The following is a 21,405-nucleotide window of genomic DNA, read 5'->3' as shown; positions in this document are numbered from 1 at the left end:
ATATTTATTATATCGATTTTTTAGTTATCCAACTACCCATTAGGCTAATAATGGGTAGTCGGTATAGACAACATAAGCATAATATTTCCATAATTAATATAGCAGTAGTCTGTGTTGACTTATGACACAGGCTTTATATTTATTAATATTTATGCTTAAATAAATATACTAAGTTAATACGGAATTGTAATTTATTGTACATAAATAGGAAGTAATAAAAGTAGGGACACTAAAGTTGCGACAAGTCAAAAGATTTAAATAAAAATAATTAAAGGAGTAATTACTTATGAATAAAGAATTGGTTGTAAAGAAAGAAATTGAAATTAATGCTGATGCATCTAAAGTTTGGAACGCCTTGATAAATCCTGAATTGATAAAACAATATTTATTTGGTACTGAAGCAATTTCTGAATGGAAAATCGGAAGTCCTATAATTTTTAGAGGAGAGTGGGAAGGGAATATCTATGAGGACAAGGGATTAATTTCAAAACTAATAACAAATAAAGTTTTCCAATATGCTTTTTGGTCTCCTTTCTCTGGTTTGGAAGATAAACCAGAAAATTATGCAAACATAACTTATGAATTAACGAAAAAAGGTGAAGATACTTTACTTTTAGTTACTCAAGACAATATTAAAACAGAAGAAATATTTAATCGAACTTGTGAAAACTGGGACATTATTCTCAAAGGATTAAAACAAACAGTTGAAGATAATATTTATAACTAATTATTGCACATTCTTATTATGTTGATTCGCAACGTTAGGATTTAACGACTTAACTGTAAAAGCTGAATAATTTACTGGAACACCGCATCGTTTAAGTGTGAATTTAGGGTTAGAAAGGACTAGTACAACTGCCCAGTAGGCTAATAATGGGCAGTTGATTATAAGTTTTAGCCTGCTGATGTCGCTCAGCAGATTAAACAATAAACCACCCGCTGTTCGGTTGAGAGAGAGGTAGAAGCAAACTCCAGTAGTAATGCTTACTACTGGAGTTTGCAAGTTTAGAAAACTTTAACAAGTATATATCGTTAATTTTTGTCACCTACGTAACTACTGAGCCAAACATAGTATATCTACAATTCTATCCTTGTCTAACGGTAAATAGTGACCTACAGTGCATGTATTGTCCTGAGTAGCTCTAAGAGCCATTTCTTCAAAATGTTCATTTGTAATGTTTAACCCTGTAAGACTTGTCTTTAAATTAAGAGATTGGAAAAATTCCTTCAATTTATCAGATAGTATTAAGGCCATTTTCTCTTCTGTATAGTCGTGATAATCTATATTAAACAAGCGGTTAGCAAGTTGAGCCAGTTTTTTTGGCTTATGATCTGCTGAAGCCATATAGCGAGTCCAGGCAACTAGAACAACAGCCATACCTTCACCATGAGTGATTCCATATTGCCCACTTAGTTCATGTTCTATCCTATGAGAGCCCCAATCGCTAACTCTTCCTGTATCAAGGAGATTGTTATGAGCAATCGATGCTAACCACTGAACTTCAGCACGTGTGTCATAGTTATTTGGATCTTCCATAAGACGGTGAGCATTTAAAATTAAAGCTTTCATAGCGCCTTCTAGTAAGAAGTCAGTTGTATCTACATTTTCTGTATTTGTAAAATATCGCTCCAGTAAATGTGAGAGAATATCTGCCAGTCCACATGATGTTCGATATTGAGGTAGCCCCAAGGTGAATCTTGGATTCATAATAGCAAATTTAGGAATGATTAAATCACTTTCCACTCCAACTTTTAAAACACCATTAGAAATAATTGAACAGTTTGAGGTTTCAGACCCACTGGCAGGAAGGGTAGTAATAACACCTACTGGCAATGCTTTTTCTATAGCACTTGTTCCATCAAAAAAATCCCATACATCTCCTTCATAAGGAATTCCAATTGATACAGCTTTGGCAGTATCGATTGAGCTTCCACCACCTACAGCTAATATAAAGTCTATTCCCTTGGATCTTCCTAGGGATATCAAATCCCGAACAAGCTCTATTTTAGGATTAGGAACTACATTTCCGCCTTCATAAAAAGCAATATTTAATTTTTGACAGGTTGAATATACAGTATCCCGTATTCCTAGCTTTTTTATAGAACCACTACCATAAACTAAAAGTAATGAGTTGACTTTATACTCTTTCAAAAGATTCTCGATTTCATTTTCCGCACCATCGCCAAATATAACTTTTGCGGGATTGTAATATTTAAAATTTATCATAATAAACCTCCTATAATTAGGATTGTAAAACTATGGTGACAAATACCCAATGTTAAATGTAATCTACTCTAATATTCAAATCTAAGCATTTTCTTTCCCATTCAGGTGTAAGGTTTTTATCAGTAACTATAACATCTACACTGCTTAAATTAGCAAATATAACATTTGTAGATTCTGAAAACTTTGTATGGTCAACAATTAAAAAATGCTCACGAGACTGCTTTAACATACAAGATCTGACCATTCCCTCATCGTCATTGTTATCTACAAGACCATGATTAATGTCAATAGAAGGACAGCTAATAAAGCTTTTATCCGCAATAAAAGATCGTAATGTATCGAGAGTTTTGTAGCCCACGAAGGAACTGTTTCTTGCGTTTAGCGTTCCACCAGGACATATCAATTTAATATTTGAAGGTGTGTCATTACATAGATTACAAATCCTTAATGAATTTGTTATAATTGTAAGACTCATATTAGTTGACAATAATTCTTTAGCAAGTGTTAAACAGGTACTACTGGAATCTAACATTATAAAGTCTTTTTCTTTTATATAAAATTTAATAACGTGACTTGCCATAAGTTCTTTTTCCTTCACAAAATAAATTTCACGAAGTTGTATAGGAATTCCTTTAGTATAAGTCTCAGGTAAGTATGCGCCTCCATGGATTCGGCAGAGTTTGTTTGCTTGCTCCATTTCCTTTAAATCACGACGTATAGTTTCTTCACTAACACATAATTTTTCACCCAGTTGAGATATTAAGACACTGCCTTTAGATCTAAGCTCCTCTTCAATTTTATTATGTCTATCAATTTTGAGCATAGGTATCTTCTCCTTTATAGTAATGTTGTAAATTGGCACATTTTAGAACACTGTAATTCATAGATTAATCGTAGTATAATGTTTTACTATTGAAAATAAATAACTTAAAGTTTATGAGTAAGTATTCGAAATGCGTTTGCGCTAACCATAAGATTTTAAGGCCTAAAATGAAATTAAAAATAATTCTAAAACATTTGTATTGAAATTAATGAAGTGGAAATTTGAATAGGATTTTTAAATGTAAAACTAAACTGTTTTTTATAAGACCTCAAAATTAACTCAAATCTTGTGTGTTAATAAATTACATAATTGTAAAAGAATACAACAATATTATATAACATAAATAAAAACAAATCAACATATTCGTTAAAAAACAAAAAAAATCCCTCACAAATCTGTTGACTTTTGAACGGATGTGGAATATATTGTGGTGTTTGTAATATATATGTATAAAGGGGGGGTTGGTTATGAGAGAAACGGAAATTGTATTGAATGCTGCCAAAAGGTTATATGAGGAAAAGTTGGTAGCTGGAACAAGTGGCAATATAAGTATGAGGAAGTTTAATGGGAATAATGAAGATTTCTTAATTACACCAAGCGGACTTTCTTATAGTTTAATGACAGAGGATGATATTGTGGAAATTGATATAAACGGTATACCTAAAAAGATAGGTCAAAAGCCATCATCAGAATGGAGAATGCATTTAGAGGTTTATAAAAAATACCCTAATATTAATGCAATTGTTCATACACATTCGCCTTTTGCCACATGTTTCGCAGTGAACAGGCAAGATATTCCTCTAATTCTAATTGAAATGAAACCTTTCTTAGGTGGAGAAATTAAGGTAGCGCCATTTAAACCTGCAGGTTCTCTCGAATTAGGAGAATCTATAATTCCTTACTTAGAAAAATCTAATTCATGTCTTTTAGCAAATCATGGTACTATTAGTTGTGGCAAAAATATGGAAGAAGCCTATACCGCAAGTACCTATGTAGAGGATGCAGCAAAAATATACTACTATGCAAAAACTTCAGGTAATCCAATAATACTTGAGTAATGCTTAATATTTAATAAAGAGAAGTTTTAAAACATAACCTTTGGTAACCCGATGTTATTTATAAATCTTTAATAATTGTTAAAGGAATACAATAATTTTATAAAAAGGAGATTTAGATTATGAATAATGATTCAAAGGGAAAAGGTAACTTTTTAGGACTAATACCGCTTATTGCTTTCTTAGTTATTTACATGAGCACAGGAGTTTTCACAAGGAACTTTGATAACATGCCTCTTATGGTAGCAATTTTAATTGCTTCAGGTATTGGATTAGCTTTAAGAAAACCTGGAGAAAAAAAACCAACAACTTTTGATGAAAGAGTTAATATGTATTGTGATGGTGGTGGTGAACAAACACTTATTTTAATGGTGCTTATCTTTATATTAGCGGGAGCCTTTTATGGTGTGGCAAATTCTATGCATGCGGTAGAATCTGTAACAAATATTGGACTTACAATATTACCTACCAATATGATTTTACCAGGATTATTTATAATAGGTTGTATATTAAGTTTTGCTATGGGAACATCTATGGGAACTGTAGCAGCATTAACTCCTATAGCTGTTGATATTGCACATAAAACTGGATTTGGGTTACCTTTAGTATGCGGTATAGTTATAGGTGGAGCAATGTTTGGCGATAATCTTTCATTTATTTCTGATACTACTATAGCTGCAACACGTACACAGGATGTACCTATGAGAGCTAAGTTCAAAGCTAATATACTTATGGTTTTGCCTGCCGTTGTGATTAATTTAATTATTTTGTCTATGCAGCATGCACCAGCTCTTAATTTAGCAGCTGCACATAACTATAATATTGTAAACGTTATTCCATATGTTTTAGTTATTATACTTTCATTAGCTGGCATGAACGTTATGTTTGTTATGACTTTAGGTGTTGTTTCAGGTATGCTTATAGGAATTATTCACGGAGACTTTAGTTTAGTACAATCTTTTGGCATTATCCATACAGGTATGACATGGATGGAGGATATGTCTATCATTGCAATCCTTGTAGGAGGTATGGTAGGTTTAATGAATTACCTAGGTGGAATTGATTGGTTGCTTGAAAAGTTAACGAAAAAAACCAAAACAGCACGTGGGGGAGAGCTAAGTATTGCAGCTTTGGTAAGCTTAATGGATATTGCTACTACAAACAATACAATTTCTATAATTGCCACTGGTCCTATTGCAAGAGACATAGCTGATAAATTTGGAATAGCAAGAGAAAGGGTAGCAAGTATTCTTGACTTATTCTCATCTGCCTTTAACGGACTACTTCCTTACGCAGGTCAAATGTTAGTTGCAGCTGGACTTGCAAAGATATCCCCAATGTCTATTATGCCTTATGTATGGTATTGTATGCTTATGTTTGTATTTGGAACTTTCTTCATATTAATTGGATGGCCTAAATTTCAACCAAGAAAAATGGCAGAGGTAGAAGAAGGTGAAGGAAAGTAATATGAGTAGATATTCTGAACATTTTTTAATGAATGCAGAGGAAGCAAAAATTTATTCTAAAGAGGTAACACGTTATTTCAAACCTGAAGAAGAGCTAGAAGCTATAGAAATCGGAGATGGGAATATCAACTATGTATTTAAGATTTGGAATCCTAAAACTGGTAGGTCATTAATCATAAAACAAGCTGATAAGCTTTTAAGATCTTCTGGAAGGCCCTTAGATATTAATCGTAATAGAATTGAAGCTGAGATTTTAAAAATAGAAGGAACTTTAGCTCATTCTTTTGTACCTGAAATTTATTACTATGACGAAACTATGTGCGCTCTTTCCATGGAGGATATATCAGACTATAAAAATTTAAGAACGGAACTCTTAATCGGGAAAACCTTTCATCATTTGGCTGATAATATATCTACTTTTTTAGCAGACACATTACTTCCAACTACGGATTTAGTAATTGATAGAGCAGACAAAAAGGAAAGAGTAATTAGATTTACAAATAAGGAGCTTTGTGATATTACTGAAGATTTAGTATTCACAGAACCTTATTATAACTATAAAAATAGGAATATAATTCTAAAGGAAAACGAGAGCTTCGCTGAAAGCAACTTATATAATAATGAAAAGCTAAAGGCTGAGGTTGGTATTTTAAGAGATGGGTTTATGAACCATGCCCAAGCACTCATTCATGGAGATCTTCATTCAGGTTCTATTTTTGCCAATGAAAAAGGAATTAAAATAATTGACCCAGAGTTTGCCTTTTATGGACCAATGGGATATGATGTGGGAAATGTAATAGGTAACTTATTCTTTGCATGGGCTAATAAATACTACACTGAACGTAGCAATTCAGAATTTTTATGCTGGATTGAAGAGGCAATAAAGGATACAGTTGATCTCTTCACGAAAAGGGTTTCGGAAAGGTATGATGCTCTAGTTAGTTTTAATTTATATAACTCCTATTTTAAAGGTCACTATTTAAGTGAAGTATTAGCTGATTCTTTTGGCTATGCTGGTACAGAAATAATTAGACGAGTTGTAGGAGATTCTAAAGTCCTTGAGGTAACTAGTGTAAAAAATTTAGAGCAAAGAATTCCTTTAGAGAGAGCTTTAATTAAAATGGGTATTAATTTAATAATGAATAGATACAGGTTTACTAAAGGAAGCGATATAACCGAGGAATTTAAATTGATACTGTCTTAAGAATATAAATAAAAAATTTCAAGGCAGCCTTATAGTTGTCTTGAAAGATAAAAAGGTGATATAAAATGGAAAGAATGGATCAAGACTTAGCTTTTATGCTGCATTACGAAAATGTAGCTTGGTATGAAAATGGTAGGGTAAGTATTTTAGATAGAAGAATTTACCCAAGAGAAATTAAATTTGTTGTTTGTAATACCTATAAAGAGGTAGCAAAGGCAATTAAGGATATGGTGACTCAGAGTGCCGGTCCCTATACCGCTGCTGGTATGGGTATGGCACTTGCAGCCTTTGAAGCAAGAGGAAAAAGTGAAGCAGTACAGTTAGAGTTTCTTGAGAGAGCAGCATATGATATTTCTCATGCCAGACCTACCACAGCAAATCGCATGAGCATTATAACAAAAAGCTGTTTAGAAACTGCTAAGAGGGCTTTATCAGAAGGCAAAGATGCCTCAGAGGGTATTTTTAATGCAACCATAAAGTCTTTAAATAGACGTTATTCTATCATGGAGAAGGTAGGGGAATATCTTGCTGATATGTTCCCTATGAATGGAAGTATCATGACTCAGTGTTTTGGAGAAACAATCATAGGAATGATGCTGAGGGCGGCAAGAAAACGTAATAATCAAATAAAAATCTATTGTGCAGAGACGAGACCTTATTTACAGGGAGCTAGATTAACTGCCAGTTGTTGTAGCGAAATGGGGTTTGATACAACAGTTATAACCGATAATATGGTCGCATATACCATGCAGAATAAAAATATAGACCTATTTACCTCTGCTGCAGATACCATAGTTAAGGATGGCCATATTGCAAATAAAATTGGAACCCTCCAAATTGCTATTTTAGCAAAACACTTCGGAATACCTTATTTCGTAACAGGAATACCAGATGAAGATAAAGAAAAAGGCTCTGATATTGTTATAGAAGAAAGAGATCCTAAAGAAGTACTATTCTATGGTGGTACGAAAAACACATTAGATGGAGTTAAGGGGATTTATCCATCGTTTGACATTACACCACCTAACTTAATCAGTGGTATTGTAACAGATAAAGGAATCTTTTCAAGTTATGATTTAAAAAGATACTTTGAAACTAAGACTCAAAAGTTTTATTAGGATATATAAGAATGAAGTTTTGGTAAATATATTTTGTATTTCAGGCTGCTGACAAACATATTTTGTCAGCAGTTTTTTCAAGAAACCTCGGTTGTAAGTTACTTGGGAAATTTTCAGGGGGACGTAGAATGTTTGCTAAAGTTGGCTTTGTTAGGGAGTTTAGAATATGATAATCAAAACTGGGGTTTTATCAAATAAAGTTGTTGTATTTGAATGTTGTTTTATTCAAAATCCGGTAACAGTGACTATGATCAGAAATAACTCTCCAAAAGAGATTACTATGAGTTATATCAATAGTTTAGCTGAAAAAATCATGCCATTAGAGCCTATTTTAATATATGTAGACCAAGGGTCTATTAAAGAAACCTTTAGCAGGGCTGTGTGCGAAAGAACTTTTAAGTTAAAAGAAATAAATGCTAAAAACAGTATAAATATTATATATAAGAAATATAAAGGAGGCATAGAGGCACTTTTCATTAAGAAGTGCTTCTATGCCTCTTTTTCTATATGGCAAAGTATGAGTTTATCTTATATAATAGATAAGTACTAAAAATTTTAGGGAGATGGTTAAGAGCAACATGAAAAAGATAAATGAAATTTTTAGTGATTATGAAGCAAGAGGGAATATAACTACCGCAGTCGTCGAAGCGGTAGTCTTAAGTAAAAAAACTAAAACCCTAGAAATGAAAATCAGCTCGGATAAATATATTGAAATAGGAGAATTTGAAGGTCTCAATAAGTTTATAAGAGAAAGATTTGCATTAAGAGATTCTAAGATTACTGTAAAGTATGCTGAAGGGACGAATAAAAAACCAATAGAAGAAGAACTAAAAAATATTATATTTACGCTTGCAGTTAAGTATCCAGCCTTAAAAGCAGTACTAAACAATAGTAAATATGAAGTTTCTGAAAACAACATAGATTTTAATTTTGATATTCCAGTATCAGGTTTTTTAAAGTCTATGGATTATGATAGAAAAGTCTATGAAGCTATAAAAAACTTTTATGGCACAGCATATAAAATAAATTTTATCGATAATGTAAGCAGTGAAGATCTAATGAAGATGCAGGATAAACTTGAAGAGGAAATGGTGCTTGCACAGAGAGAAATTAAGACTGTACCAAGCAATAATACTCCTAAACCGTTCAAGGAAACTGTAGAAAATAAACAAGAAATAAAAGCAGAGCTTGATGGAAAAAAAGTAGATCCATTCCTGATATTAGGTAGAAACTCTAAAATTAAGGAGTCTGTAATTAAAATTACTGATATTACACCAGATGAGGGAAGGATAGCTTTAGAGGGTGAAATATCCAATATAGAAGCAAAGGAATTAAGAAGCGGAAAAACATTAGTTTCCTTTGATTTATATGACGGTTCAAGTTCCTTGACCTGTAAGTCCTTCTTAAAGCCTGGTGAAGACGGTGAGGTATTGTCTAAACTTAAAAAGGCTAAGGGTGTAAGACTTGTGGGAAATGCAGGCTATAGCAATTTCTCCGGAGAAGTTGAGATGATTGCTAATACCATAGTAGAAACAGAGGGTATGAGGAAGATTAAGAGGCAGGATAAGGCAGAGGTGAAGAGGGTAGAGCTTCACATGCATACGCAAATGAGTCAGATGGATGCTATGACTAGCGCCACTGATTTAATTAAGAGAGCTATGAGCTGGGGCATGAAATCTATTGCCATAACGGACCATGGCGTGGTGCAGGCATTTCCTGAGGCCCATAAACTCCTAGGAAGAGATAACTCTGATATGAAGGTTATATATGGAGTGGAGGCTTACTTAGCACCAGATAAAAAGCCTTCTGTAACAAATCCTAAGGGACAGAGTATTGATACTACTTACTGTGTGCTGGATTTGGAAACCACAGGGTTCTCACCAGTAACTGAAAAAATTACTGAAATAGGAATCATGAAGGTTAAAGATGGAAAGGTATTAGATAAGTTTAGTTGTTTTGTTAATCCTGAAAAGCCTATTCCAGCAAAAGTTATTGAGGTTACCAATATAACGGACGATATGGTAAGAGATGCAGAAACTATTGATAAGGTATTTCCTAAAATGCTAGAGTTTATTGAGGGAAGTGTTTTGGTTGCCCATAATGCTGCATTTGATATAAACTTCTTAAAGCATAATGCCAAAGTTTTAGGTTATGATTTTGATTTTACATATGTGGATACCTTGACCTTGGCACAAGAAGTATTCCCAGATTTTAAAACCTATAAACTAGGAAGAATTGCTAAAAACCTTGGAATAAAGGTGGAAGTTGCACACAGAGCCTTAGATGACGTTGATACTACCGTTAAGGTGTTTAAGATAATGCTTGAAAAGCTTGTAGAAAGAGGCGCAAAAACCCTTGAAGATATAGATATATACGGTTCTGACGAGGTGGCTAAGAAGGAAGCGTATAAAAAGCTTAGAACCTTCCATGCAACAATATTGGCAAAGGATTATGTAGGGTTAAAGAATTTATATAGATTAGTATCTTTCTCAAGTTTAGATTATTTTTATAAAAAGCCTCGTATATTGAAGAGCATGTTTAAAAAATACTCAGAGGGTTTGATTATTGGTAGTGCTTGTAGTGAAGGTGAGCTGTATCAGTCAATTCTCTTAGGTAAATCCGAAGAGGAAATTGAAGCAATAGCAGAGGAATACGATTATTTAGAAATTCAGCCTTTAGGAAACAATGAATATTTGGTAAGGCAAGAGCAGGTACCAAATAGAGAATATCTAAAGGAAATTAACAAAAAAATTGTGCACCTTGGAGCGAAGCTTGGTAAGCCAGTAGTAGCTGCAGGAGATGTTCATTTTATGGACCCTGAGGATGAGATATATAGACGTATACTAGAAGCAGGGCAGGGCTTTAAGGATGCAGATCAGCAAGCTCCATTATATTTAAGAACTACCGAGGAAATGCTTAAGGAATTTTCTTATTTAGGAGAGGAAAAGGCTTATGAGGTGGTAGTAACAAACACCAATATGATAGCGGATATGTGTGAACGAATTAGTCCTATTTCACCGGAAAAAGCCACACCACATATAGATGGCTGTGAGCAGACTATTAAGGATATTACATTTGAGAAGGCACATGAGTTATATGGAGATCCGCTTCCTGAAATCATTCAGTCTAGACTTGACAGAGAGCTTGATTCTATTATAAAAAATGGTTTCTCCGTGATGTACATTATAGCTCAAAAGCTAGTATGGAAATCAAATGAGGATGGATATTTGGTAGGTTCAAGAGGATCTGTTGGTTCTTCTGTTGTTGCATATATGACTGGTATAACGGAAGTAAATGCTTTGCCGCCTCATTATAGGTGTCCTAGTTGCAAGTATTCGGACTTTGCGGATTACGGTATAAAACTAGGTTTTGACTTACCTGATAAGGTTTGCCCTGTTTGTGGAGAAAACTTAGCTAAGGACGGTATAGATATTCCTTTCGAAACCTTCTTGGGATTCAATGGTGATAAGGAGCCAGATATAGACTTAAACTTCTCAGGAGAGTATCAGGCAAAGGCCCACAAATATACAGAAGTCATCTTTGGAAAGGGCACAACCTTTAAGGCTGGAACTATAGGTACCATAGCAGAAAAAACAGCCTTTGGATACGTTAAAAAATATTTCGAGGAAAAAAACATTACAGTAAATAAGGCAGAAATCATCAGAATATCAAAGGGATGTACAGGTATAAAAAGAACATCTGGTCAGCACCCTGGTGGAATCATAGTAGTTCCTAAGGGAAGAGAAATTTTTGAATTTTGCCCTGTACAGCATCCAGCTGATGATCCAAATTCAGATATTATAACAACACATTTTGATTATCACTCTATTGATCAGAATCTTTTGAAGCTAGATATACTGGGCCACGACGATCCGACAGTTATAAGAATGTTGCAGGATTTGACAGGAGTGGATCCTCAAACTATACCTATGGATGATAAGGCTACTATGTCTATATTTTCATCCACAGAAGCCCTTTGTGTAACACCAGATCAGATAAATTCCAAGGTAGGAACCTTTGGTATTCCTGAGTTTGGTACTAAGTTTGTAAGAGGAATGCTTTTAGATACAATGCCCAAAACCTTTATGGATTTAATATGTATATCAGGACTTTCCCACGGTACCGACGTGTGGCTTGGAAATGCCAAGGATTTAATCGATCAAAAAATAGTTACCAGCATAAGTGAAGCAGTATGTACCAGAGATGATATTATGGTGTATCTTATCAAACAGGGTTTGCCTCCAAATTCAGCATTTAAGATAATGGAGCTTGTGCGTAAGGGAAAGGCATTAAAAGACCCAAAGTTTCCGGAATATGAAGCTTTAATGAGGGAGCACGAAGTGCCAGAGTGGTATATAGGCTCCTGTAAAAAGATAAAATACATGTTCCCTAAGGCCCATGCTGCTGCCTACGTAATGATGGCCTTTAGAATAGCCTGGTTTAAGGTTCACATACCTAAAGCCTATTACACAGCATACTTTACTATCAGAGCAAAGGCCTTTGATGCAGAATTTATGATATTCGGCAAGGAAAAGGTTAAAGAAAAGATGAAGGAAATTGAAATGATGGGAAATCAAGCTGGACCTAAGGATAAGGATATGTATGATGACTTAGAATTAGTTTTAGAAATGTACGAGAGAGACATTAAATTCCTACCAATTGATTTATACAAGTCTCATGCTACTAAGTTCCAGATAGAGGAGGATGGTATAAGGCCGCCTATAAACAGTATATCTGGTATGGGAAATGTGGCAGCAGAAGGTATATATAATGCAGTCCAAGAAGAAAAGCCTATTAGCTCCATAGAAGATTTAAAGAAACGTGCTAAGATTGGTAATTCTTCTATAGATTCACTTAAAAAGTTTGGATGTTTAAAAGGTCTTCCTGAAAGTGATCAAATGTGCTTTTTTGATGTAATCTGAAGAAGCACATATTTAACTAAAGCAAACTACTTTTATGTAGCGGTAATATGCAAGTAGCCCCAGGAGTCTCCTGGGGCTCTATTTTCGATGTAAATGCTGCTATAGATTATTTTAGTTTGTGTATATTTAAGAAAGCTTTATATTTAAAATAGCTAAAAAGAAAGGATATATTAAAAATATATATGGTTAGAGTATCTAGACTAAGTATAAATAAAACTGTTATTGAATTGATGAAAAGTGTGTAATTTAAAAAATCAAATAAAAAAGAATAAGTTGATTATCGATAATAAAAAATAAACTGAACCTTCGTTTGAACCGACTATTTTTGTGATATAATAAAGAAAATTACATAAGCGAGGATATATCATGACCAAACATAATATTTATACAATGAGCGTAGTAAGTGTCTATCCCCTTTATGTTATGAAGGCGGAGAAAAAAGGACGTACGAAAACAGAAGTCGATGAAATCATTCGATGGTTGACAGGATATAGCCAGGAAGGGCTAGAAGCGCAACTGGAAAACCAGATAGATTTTGAGACTTTCTTTGTGGAAGCTCCTAAGCTTAATCCTTTACGGACTTTGATTAAAGGGGTTGTCTGTGGTGTCCGAGTGGAAGACATTGAAGAAGCAACTATGCAGGAAATTCGCTATTTGGATAAGCTAATCGATGAGTTAGCAAAGGGAAAAGCGATGGATAAGATTTTGAGGAAATAATGATTAAAAACGAAGAAACACTGATTCCATATGTAAGATATAAAAGAATCGGTGTTTTTTTGTTGAGCCATACCATAAATAAAGGTTTTTTTGGAAAGTATTGATATTATTAAGTGTAAGGTGATTTTTTCTAGATTAGGCACCTTATCATAGGTATAGTAACGAATATAAATAAGGCATAGTGGTGTCATATTTAAACTGATATAATAAAAGTGGTAAGGAGGTGTATTATGGAAATTGTTAATATAACTGAAGATAACATTGATAAAGAGCACATATGTTGTGTGATTTCTGATAAGAAAGGTGAAAATTGTGTAAAGTCTAAGAAAGAGTGGATGAAAGAACAATTAAGAGATGGACTATCTTTTAAAAAGTTAAATGTTAGAGGTAAAGTTTTTATTGAATATATACCAGCGGAAAATGCTTGGTATCCATTTGATGCAGATGGTTATATGGTTATTAATTGTTTTTGGGTATCGGGACAATATAAAGGAAAAGGTATTTCAAATGTTCTGCTAGATGAATGCATTAGAGATAGTAAGGAACAAGGTAAAAGAGGACTAGTTATTCTATCATCTGAAAATAAAATGCCATATTTAAGTGATGGTAAATATCTAAAATATAAAGGATTTAAGATAGCAGATACAGCAAATCCATATTATGAACTCTTATATCTTCCATTTAAGGAAGATGAGATAATACCTACAATTAAACCATGTGCTAAAGAAGGCAGAATAATAGAAAAGGGATTAAATTTATACTATAGTAATCAATGTCCATATACTGAAAAATACGTTTATATAGTAAAAGGAATAGCAGAGAGTAGAGGGATAGATTTAAAAATAGAAAAGTATACAAGTAAAGAACAAGCCCAGAATGCCTCATCACCATTTACAACATATAGTTTTTTTTTCAATGGTAACTTTATAACGAATGATATTTTTACTGAAAAGAAATTTATTAAATTTCTTGATGAAAATAATTTATAACTTAAAACAGATTTGAATTTTATAAAAGTTCAGTCTCATATAAATAAGAAAAGCTTAGTGAGCTAACACTAAGCAATCCTAAGAATATTTACTTTGTTTTAGGGCTATTAGATTAAATTAATTTTCACAAAAGATGCTAATCTTGCAAGGATGGGGCATCTTTTTATTTGCTTTCAAAATAATTAATGTTAATATCCAACAAGTTCTAATTATTTCTTATTCATTAAGATCAAACCAACTATGCTTAAGCATATTCCTAATCCATTAATAAAGGATATTTTAGTTTTATAAATAAAAATACCTACCACAATTAACACGATTGTTGAAATTATACTTACAAAAAGAGGAGCAATGGCTATATTCCATCCGCTTCTATAGATATATAGATATCCTATTTCTAGCCCTAATGCAGATAGTCCTAATAGATAGCTTGCCCAATTTAATTGTTTTAAAGAATTTATAATATTGCGATCTATTGGTAATATAATTAATGCCAATACCGAGAATATTATTGCGGTAATATATGTGATTAACATGGATATAAACGGATTTATTGATTGATTAATAGATTTTTGGCTGATATTATATACTACAGTTGCTAAAATTGTGATTATCATGGATATATAGTACATATAATACATCCTTTCTTATATACTTTGATATAGTAAACATTAGAATAAAAGCCTCTGACCCTTTTATTCTAATGTTTATAGATGTTGTAGTTATTTTACAATAGTGTTTTTTACTTGTAGAATAACTAATTTTTTATCTCCATTGTTTGTAAATCCGTGGCTTTCTTCATTTGGAGATAGGATTACATCATTCTCTTTAATTGAAATATCTTTGCCATCTACAGTTATTATTCCTTCGCCACTAATTACATAGAATATTTCATCTAAATTTGAATGTTTATGAGGAGTCATTGTTTCACCAGGTTCATAGAATAAAATACCTGCGTCCATTGTACCTTCTGTAAATAATGCTTTTCTTTTAGTTTTTTCTGTAAAATCATTAACATTTAATATTTTCATAATTATTCATCTCCTAAATTTAAAATGCATATCCAAATTGATTATTAAAGTTATTATTGTTTATAGCAAAATATATTTTATTTTTTCATAAAAAATTTCCTCCTATGTTTTCCTGATTTACAGTATTATAATATAATCCATATTAACTTTTTACAAGAAGGCACTATTTCGTATTACACTAACTAAACAGTAAGTTTTAAATTTATATATGATGGGAGAGAATGCAAATGACATGTGGTAAGTTATGTCCAATTGAAGAGACTGTTAAACTTATTGGTCACAAGTGGAAAGTTCTTATTTTAAGAAATTTACATGACGATGGAACACAAAGATTTAATGAACTTGAGAATGGAATTAATGGAATAAGTCAAAAAATGTTAACGCAACAGCTTCGACAAATGGAAGCTGATGGATTGATTATTAGAAAGGTATACCCTGAAGTTCCACCAAAGGTTGAATATTCTCTTTCAGAACTAGGAAAGAGTTTAAAGCCAGTTTTAGATTCTATGAATATTTGGGGGGGAGATTATATAAAAGCTAATAAACACCTTTATAAAGATTAAATTGGAGTATTTATATTTTTATAATATAAAATGAGAAGACAATATAGAAAAAATAAAATATGCTAAAAACAAGTGTTATTTGACAATTTGCTATTAATGGATTATTATTATCAATAAATATTAATTTCGAATAAAATAAGCTCATAAGAAAATGGGCTTATTTTATACTTTATAAGTTAATAATGAAGGATGGATTTATATGAATACAGTTTCTACTAAAATAGCTGTCAGCGATGCACATAGTAAATTGATTTTAGTTGGCGAACATGCTGTTGTTCATGGGAAGCCTGCTATTGCGATTCCTTTCCCGCTGAAGGTAAGGGCTATGATTGAGGAGTCATTTGGAGTCATTATATTTGAATCTGCTATTTATACCGGACCTATTGACAGTATGCCAGTGAAAATGAGAGGAATCTCGGCATGCATCAAAGGAACATTACACTATTTAAAGCAATCTTTTGACGGTATACGTATTAGAGTTGATTCATTAATACCATTAGGTCGTGGATTAGGCTCTAGTGCTGCAATTGCAATTGCCATTGTAAGAAGTTTATTTTCCTTCTATGGACAGAAGCTTTCACAAAAGGAATTATTTTACCTTGTTCAAATTGCTGAAACCTATGCTCATGGAAAACCAAGCGGAATTGATATGGCTGCGGTATCAAATGAATGTCCAATCTGGTTTCAAAAGGGAAAAGAGGCAGTGCCTCTTAAGGCAGTTAAACCGCTATACATCGTTGTTGCGGATACTGGACGAATCGGTGATACACACACAGCAGTGGAAAATGTGAGAAAGAGATATCTTTTGAAGCCGGTAAAAATGAAAAAATCCTTGGATCAAATAGAAAAAATTGTAGGTGAGGCCAAAGGCGCTCTTCTAGATGGAAATATGAATTTGCTTGGAAAATTACTTGACTGTAATCAGGAGGAACTTATGACTCTTGGTGTCAGTGATGATGGTCTCAATAGATTGATTGAAACTGCAAGAAATATAGGTGCATTAGGAGCAAAACTGACAGGCGGAGGCTTAGGAGGGTGCATGATGGCGCTTGCTAGCAGTTTGGAGCACGCCAAAATAATCTCAAATGAATTAATGAAATCAGGTGCCTTTAAAAGCTGGTATTTTTCAAGCGAAAGAGATACTCTCTATGTTTCAAAGGAGTAAAAGGAGGATAAACAAATGAAAGCTACAGCAAAAGCAAATACTAATATTGCATTGATTAAATATTGGGGGAAACGTGACGAGACTTTATTTTTGCCTATGAATAGTAGTTTATCTATTACGCTTGATCGGTTTTACACAATAACAACCGTTGAATTTAGCAAGAACCTCGTTAATGATATTTTTTTGTTGAATGACAACTCAGCTAGTGATGCTGAGTTTAATAAGGTTTCACAGTTTCTTGATCGCATAAGGAAATTGGCTGGCAGCAACTTATATGCAGTAGTTACCTCTGAAAATAAAGTACCTACAGCAGCTGGATTTGCTTCTTCTGCTTCAGGCTTCGCGGCATTAGCAGCAGCAGCATCAAGGGCGCTCTGTTTGGAGTTAAATCAAAAGGAATTGTCCATATTAGCCCGTCAAGGTTCAGGCTCTGCATGCCGTTCCGTTTATGGTGGGTACGTGGAATGGCAAAAAGGTGAACAGTCAGATGGAAAAGATTCTGTTGCAAATCAGATTTTATCTGAACAGGAGTGGAATATTAGCATTCTATCAGTTTTAGTAGCATCTAAGCAAAAGAAGGTATCCAGTAGGGAAGGTATGAAGCGTACGGTTGAGACTTCGCCTTTTTATCCTGGATGGATTCATACTGTCCAAAAGGATTTTGAAACGGCGAAGGAGGCCATAAAGTCCCGAGACTTTGAAATGTTAGGGAGAGTAGTGGAAGCAAATTCACTGAAGATGCATGCCACCATGCTTGGGGCTGAGCCTCCGATTATGTATTGGCAAAGTGGAACGATGGATGTAATGCATCACATTCAAAACCTCAGGTTATCTGGTATCCCAGTTTTTTTTACCATAGATGCTGGCCCAAATGTGAAGGTGCTTTGTCTACCCAAAGACGAAAAAAAAGTGTATGAATCTCTGTTAACGCTGCCTGCTGTGCAAAATATTTTAACTTGTCATCCAGGTTCAGGGATCAACTATCTTTAAAGCTCATAAACAAAGGTTTAATGATTGTAAGACAAGAAGTATTGTTTGATATAGATGAAGACAATTTAAATAATAGGAGTTGAGGTAATGAATAACATACACACAGAAATCAAAGAATTACCTGAAAGTGAGGCCTCAAAACAGAATATTGAGGTATGGGAGGATCTCGTTAGTATTAAAGATTTAGTTATAGCACTTATTATCTGCAGCATAGCTACACTTGGCGGATATTTTCTTGCACCTAAAGAGCCTCCTAAGCCATTATTTTTTGGTTTATCTGGCGCAATTATTGGTTTTGTGATTTGTACTATTTTTATCAAACCTAAAAGAATATTTATAGAAACGGATCAGGAGGATTAACATGAATATTGCTTTGATTTTACAAATGGTTTTTGCTGCTGTTATTGCAGCTGTTATGTACACCATTATTGGTGCCGCTCCAGGTGCAGATGAAACTGCAACCATTGCGCCCATCACATTGGTACTTGTATTATCAGGAGCACACCCGGCTGTGATCCTTTCTTTCTTTATTTCAGCTATTGTGGCATGTAAATTAATTGATGCGGTTCCTGTTTCTATAGCAGGAATCCCTGCTGGTGTCATGTCAACTCCAATGGTAGAACATGCCATGGTACTCAAAAAATTTGGCTTAACAGATACTAGTATCCGTAAAATTGCTTCAGGGGCTATTATTGGTACTTTTGTATCCATACCTGTGAGTCTATTTTTAGCCCGCGCTATAATTCCTTTCGCCACTATTATTAAACAGTATGGAGATCCGATATTTTTTATTGGAGCCATATTATTAGCGCTCATGAGTAAAAAAAGATGGGTGGCCCTTGCCTCAATACTGCCATTAGCCTTATTGATTCAAGGTCTTCGCTACCTTTATTGGGGCATTGGAACGGTACCAAAGGGAACTAATGTGTTTATTTCTTTTTTCTTGGGAATTACTATAGGGCCTGTGATTTTGACTTTGTTTGAGTTGCTCAATAAAGATAAAAGAGATAGTCTAGAACGATTTGATAAAAAGACTATTTACTTAAAAAAGGAGCAGGAAATTAAAAAGTTCCCCAATCCCTTTAAGATTTTAACGAAAAAAGAAATTGGCTATAGTGCTATAGCTTCTCTCATTGGTTCAGTTACTTTTCTTTTGAGCCCTGTGGGGCTTACTACCTTTTTTGGAGAACTGTTTGCTAGCCGGATAAAAGACAGGGTGGAAAAAGCCTCTCTTGCAGTTTCCTGTATGGAAGCATTAGCTCAGGCAACCTATATTTCCGGAATATTGATTCCTCTTATCGCCTTAGGTATTCCGTTATCTCCTGTAGCTCTTGGACCAGGAAATCCGTTATTTAATGCTCCACCAGTCTATACATTAAAGCATAATATGCATCACTTATTATCTAGTTCGGATTTTGTTTGGGCAACTCTTATTGGAGCAGTGGTAGCGTCAGCTATTACTTATTTTGTTACTGTAAAGTATTCACAGCAAATTTGTGCTTTTGTATTTAAAAGAATACCGCATGAGGCAATGTTAGGTGTGTTTTTTAGTTTGGTCCTATTGCTTGCCTTTATGGATGGCGGTTTTATTAATATTGCTGGTGTTATTTTAATAGGGATTGTAGCGGGAATGTTATATCGCTTGGGAGTTAATTACGGTGTTCAATTTATGGTTCTATACTCGGCACCATGGATTATTAAAACATTAGCAGGTTCATAGCGAAAGTACCCTATAAGTTTAGGATAAAGGAGGAATAACCATGACTTATTCAGGCTATTGTATAAAAGTACCAGGGAAGCTTATGATTGCTGGAGAGTATGCTGTACTCGAACCGAATCAGAAAGCCGTGGTAACGGCCGTAAACCGTTATGTAACAGCTTATATCAAACCATCTGGGAAAAATCAGCTATCCATTCCCCAGTTAGGATTAGAAGATATTACATGGAAAATAAGTGATGAAAGAGTGGAATTCAGTGTATCGGATTCACGATTAAACTTTATTCAAAATTCGATCTCTGCAGTGAACCAATTTTTACAAGAAAAATCGGTGATACTTCGCCCATTTCAATTACGGATTGAAAGTGAACTTGACGATCCTTCAACAGGTAAAAAATATGGACTCGGCTCTAGTGCAGCTATTGTAGTTGCAGTTATTTCTACTATATTACGCTTGTATAGCGAAGAAAAAGAAGCTCTTGAACTTGATCAAATTTTTAAACTTTCAGCCATTGCTCATGTAAAAACACAGAAAAGTGGTTCAGGTGCTGATATTGCCGCTGCTGTTTATGGAGGATGGCTTGAGTACTCTGCTTTTAGCGCAAAATGGGTATTGAATGAATTAGAGCAAGAGAAAAAACTAATAGAAATGGTAGAGGAATCGTGGACAAATTTATCTATTAGGCCGTTAACGCCGCCAATCTTGCTTCAATTGGCTGTGGGTTGGACAAAAGAAGCAGCAGCAACAGCACCTATGATTAATAGTATCCATAATTTTCGTGACCGCAATTTAGAAGCCTATAATGAGTTTCTAAGTAAAAGCTCCGTTTCAGTAGCTCGATTAATTCATAGCTTTGAGATAAAGGATTGTACAGAAGCCATTAATAGTCTTGCACAAAATCGTAGAGTGCTCCAGAAGCTAGGTGAAGATGCAGGTATTGATATTGAAACAGAAGAACTAAAAACTTTATGTTCTATTGCTGAAAAGTTTGGAAGCGGTAAATCATCAGGAGCAGGTGGCGGGGATTGTGGTATAGCTTTTGTAGAGAGTGGCGCTCAAATGCAAGAGTTGTGTAAAGCATGGAAGGTGGCCGGTATTAGTCCTTTAAATTTAAGTGTGTCGAAAACAGGTGTTTCTATTCAGAATACAACATGGATAACATCATATTGTAATAGATAAACAGAGTTCTTGGCATCAGATGGAGTTAAAACTCCACCTGATGCTTAGAAATCATTATTCAGGGACGTAGCCGCTCTTTACTCCCTCTTGTAGAAAAGCAGATATCCCAAATCTCCGATTTGGTGATAGTCGCTTTCACACCGTGCGAGGGAGTATTAGAGCGGGTAGTCATCGGATAAATGCGCTGAAAAAACATTTAAATTAGTACTTTTATTTATAGTGTTATATTATTAAAATT

Annotated in this window: 19 protein-coding genes; 15 read left to right on the top strand and 4 right to left on the bottom strand. The window is 34.0% G+C overall.

The features are described 5' to 3' along the window. Nucleotides 1-286: 286 nt before the first annotated feature. Entirely contained in the window at nt 287-727 is a 441-nt protein-coding gene (locus AC0N0V_RS13265) for an SRPBCC family protein (protein ID WP_474458457.1), read from the top strand. A gap of 327 nt (nt 728-1,054) precedes the next feature. Here the strand turns inward: AC0N0V_RS13265 and AC0N0V_RS13260 are convergent, their stop codons facing one another. Continuing rightward, on the bottom strand, nt 1,055-2,227 hold the full coding sequence (locus AC0N0V_RS13260; protein ID WP_474458455.1) for an iron-containing alcohol dehydrogenase: 1,173 nt from the start codon (nt 2,225-2,227) through the stop codon (nt 1,055-1,057). A 52-nt stretch (nt 2,228-2,279) separates the two neighbouring features. Continuing rightward, on the bottom strand, nt 2,280-3,050 hold the full coding sequence (locus AC0N0V_RS13255) for a DeoR/GlpR family DNA-binding transcription regulator (RefSeq protein WP_474458453.1): 771 nt from the start codon (nt 3,048-3,050) through the stop codon (nt 2,280-2,282). 467 nt (nt 3,051-3,517) lie between these two features. Here AC0N0V_RS13255 and AC0N0V_RS13250 point away from each other — a divergent pair, with 467 nt between their 5' ends. The 8 genes from AC0N0V_RS13250 (at nt 3,518) to AC0N0V_RS13215 (ending at nt 14,521) form a co-directional block, all read left to right on the top strand. After that, nucleotides 3,518-4,108, top strand: coding sequence for a class II aldolase/adducin family protein (locus AC0N0V_RS13250; protein WP_474458451.1), 591 nt, complete (start codon nt 3,518-3,520; stop codon nt 4,106-4,108). 119 nt (nt 4,109-4,227) lie between these two features. Next, entirely contained in the window at nt 4,228-5,571 is a 1,344-nt protein-coding gene (locus AC0N0V_RS13245; protein ID WP_474458449.1) for a Na+/H+ antiporter NhaC family protein, read from the top strand. A gap of 1 nt (nt 5,572) precedes the next feature. Beyond that, complete coding sequence (gene mtnK / locus AC0N0V_RS13240) at nt 5,573-6,775, top strand: S-methyl-5-thioribose kinase (RefSeq protein ID WP_474458448.1); 1,203 nt, start codon at nt 5,573-5,575, stop codon at nt 6,773-6,775. Between the two features lie 65 nt (nt 6,776-6,840). Then, nucleotides 6,841-7,893: an S-methyl-5-thioribose-1-phosphate isomerase gene (locus AC0N0V_RS13235; RefSeq protein ID WP_474458447.1), complete on the top strand. Its 1,053-nt coding sequence runs from the start codon at nt 6,841-6,843 to the stop codon at nt 7,891-7,893. A gap of 166 nt (nt 7,894-8,059) precedes the next feature. After that, nucleotides 8,060-8,443, top strand: a complete 384-nt coding sequence (locus AC0N0V_RS13230; protein WP_474458446.1) for a hypothetical protein — start codon at nt 8,060-8,062, stop codon at nt 8,441-8,443. Between the two features lie 28 nt (nt 8,444-8,471). After that, the gene (gene polC, locus AC0N0V_RS13225; RefSeq protein WP_474458444.1) at nt 8,472-12,815 is read left to right on the top strand and encodes a DNA polymerase III subunit alpha; all 4,344 of its coding nucleotides are present in this window, start codon (nt 8,472-8,474) and stop codon (nt 12,813-12,815) included. 366 nt (nt 12,816-13,181) lie between these two features. After that, nucleotides 13,182-13,532, top strand: a complete 351-nt coding sequence (locus tag AC0N0V_RS13220) for a DUF2200 domain-containing protein (RefSeq protein WP_474458443.1) — start codon at nt 13,182-13,184, stop codon at nt 13,530-13,532. Nucleotides 13,533-13,762: 230 nt separating this feature from the next. Further along, entirely contained in the window at nt 13,763-14,521 is a 759-nt protein-coding gene (locus tag AC0N0V_RS13215) for a YoaP domain-containing protein (RefSeq protein WP_474458441.1), read from the top strand. 209 nt (nt 14,522-14,730) lie between these two features. On the opposite strand, the gene AC0N0V_RS13210 is transcribed toward AC0N0V_RS13215, so the two are convergent. Then, entirely contained in the window at nt 14,731-15,138 is a 408-nt protein-coding gene (locus AC0N0V_RS13210) for a hypothetical protein (RefSeq protein WP_474458439.1), read from the bottom strand. 105 nt (nt 15,139-15,243) lie between these two features. Continuing rightward, on the bottom strand, nt 15,244-15,552 hold the full coding sequence (locus AC0N0V_RS13205; protein ID WP_474458437.1) for a cupin domain-containing protein: 309 nt from the start codon (nt 15,550-15,552) through the stop codon (nt 15,244-15,246). Nucleotides 15,553-15,779: 227 nt separating this feature from the next. Here AC0N0V_RS13205 and AC0N0V_RS13200 point away from each other — a divergent pair, with 227 nt between their 5' ends. From AC0N0V_RS13200 to AC0N0V_RS13175, 6 genes are all read left to right on the top strand, one after another. Further along, complete coding sequence (locus AC0N0V_RS13200; RefSeq protein WP_474458436.1) at nt 15,780-16,115, top strand: winged helix-turn-helix transcriptional regulator; 336 nt, start codon at nt 15,780-15,782, stop codon at nt 16,113-16,115. Nucleotides 16,116-16,314: 199 nt separating this feature from the next. After that, nucleotides 16,315-17,280: a mevalonate kinase gene (gene mvk / locus AC0N0V_RS13195; protein WP_474458434.1), complete on the top strand. Its 966-nt coding sequence runs from the start codon at nt 16,315-16,317 to the stop codon at nt 17,278-17,280. Nucleotides 17,281-17,295: 15 nt separating this feature from the next. Continuing rightward, a complete protein-coding gene (gene mvaD, locus AC0N0V_RS13190; RefSeq protein WP_474458433.1) occupies nt 17,296-18,270 on the top strand; it encodes a diphosphomevalonate decarboxylase in 975 nt (324 codons plus the stop codon). 87 nt (nt 18,271-18,357) lie between these two features. Then, nucleotides 18,358-18,630, top strand: a complete 273-nt coding sequence (locus AC0N0V_RS13185) for a hypothetical protein (RefSeq protein WP_474458432.1) — start codon at nt 18,358-18,360, stop codon at nt 18,628-18,630. Between the two features lies 1 nt (nt 18,631). Then, nucleotides 18,632-19,990 (top strand): tripartite tricarboxylate transporter permease, encoded by a 1,359-nt coding sequence (locus AC0N0V_RS13180; RefSeq protein ID WP_474458431.1) that lies wholly within the window; start codon nt 18,632-18,634, stop codon nt 19,988-19,990. Between the two features lie 40 nt (nt 19,991-20,030). Further along, nucleotides 20,031-21,167 carry a phosphomevalonate kinase gene (locus tag AC0N0V_RS13175; protein ID WP_474458429.1) on the top strand — a complete coding sequence of 379 codons (1,137 nt, stop codon included), beginning with the start codon at nt 20,031-20,033 and terminating at the stop codon, nt 21,165-21,167. Nucleotides 21,168-21,405: the final 238 nt, after the last annotated feature.

Source organism: Clostridium sp. CS1-1 (assembly GCF_056135525.1).
This window is presented reverse-complemented; position numbering and strand designations above follow the sequence as displayed.

Bases quoted from the DNA above. Each gene is read 5' to 3' on its own strand.
- AC0N0V_RS13260 (WP_474458455.1), bottom strand. From the start codon at position 2,227: ATGATAAATTTTAAATATTACAATCCCGCAAAAGTTATATTTGGCGAT.
- AC0N0V_RS13215 (WP_474458441.1), top strand. From the start codon at position 13,763: ATGGAAATTGTTAATATAACTGAAGATAACATTGATAAAGAGCACATA.
- AC0N0V_RS13245 (WP_474458449.1), top strand. From the start codon at position 4,228: ATGAATAATGATTCAAAGGGAAAAGGTAACTTTTTAGGACTAATACCG.
- AC0N0V_RS13255 (WP_474458453.1), bottom strand. From the start codon at position 3,050: ATGCTCAAAATTGATAGACATAATAAAATTGAAGAGGAGCTTAGATCT.
- AC0N0V_RS13205 (WP_474458437.1), bottom strand. From the start codon at position 15,552: ATGAAAATATTAAATGTTAATGATTTTACAGAAAAAACTAAAAGAAAA.
- AC0N0V_RS13220 (WP_474458443.1), top strand. From the start codon at position 13,182: ATGACCAAACATAATATTTATACAATGAGCGTAGTAAGTGTCTATCCC.
- AC0N0V_RS13210 (WP_474458439.1), bottom strand. From the start codon at position 15,138: ATGATAATCACAATTTTAGCAACTGTAGTATATAATATCAGCCAAAAA.
- AC0N0V_RS13265 (WP_474458457.1), top strand. From the start codon at position 287: ATGAATAAAGAATTGGTTGTAAAGAAAGAAATTGAAATTAATGCTGAT.
- AC0N0V_RS13200 (WP_474458436.1), top strand. From the start codon at position 15,780: ATGACATGTGGTAAGTTATGTCCAATTGAAGAGACTGTTAAACTTATT.
- AC0N0V_RS13180 (WP_474458431.1), top strand. From the start codon at position 18,632: ATGAATATTGCTTTGATTTTACAAATGGTTTTTGCTGCTGTTATTGCA.
- polC (WP_474458444.1), top strand. From the start codon at position 8,472: ATGAAAAAGATAAATGAAATTTTTAGTGATTATGAAGCAAGAGGGAAT.
- AC0N0V_RS13175 (WP_474458429.1), top strand. From the start codon at position 20,031: ATGACTTATTCAGGCTATTGTATAAAAGTACCAGGGAAGCTTATGATT.
- mvaD (WP_474458433.1), top strand. From the start codon at position 17,296: ATGAAAGCTACAGCAAAAGCAAATACTAATATTGCATTGATTAAATAT.
- mtnK (WP_474458448.1), top strand. From the start codon at position 5,573: ATGAGTAGATATTCTGAACATTTTTTAATGAATGCAGAGGAAGCAAAA.
- AC0N0V_RS13185 (WP_474458432.1), top strand. From the start codon at position 18,358: ATGAATAACATACACACAGAAATCAAAGAATTACCTGAAAGTGAGGCC.
- AC0N0V_RS13230 (WP_474458446.1), top strand. From the start codon at position 8,060: ATGATAATCAAAACTGGGGTTTTATCAAATAAAGTTGTTGTATTTGAA.
- AC0N0V_RS13250 (WP_474458451.1), top strand. From the start codon at position 3,518: ATGAGAGAAACGGAAATTGTATTGAATGCTGCCAAAAGGTTATATGAG.
- AC0N0V_RS13235 (WP_474458447.1), top strand. From the start codon at position 6,841: ATGGAAAGAATGGATCAAGACTTAGCTTTTATGCTGCATTACGAAAAT.
- mvk (WP_474458434.1), top strand. From the start codon at position 16,315: ATGAATACAGTTTCTACTAAAATAGCTGTCAGCGATGCACATAGTAAA.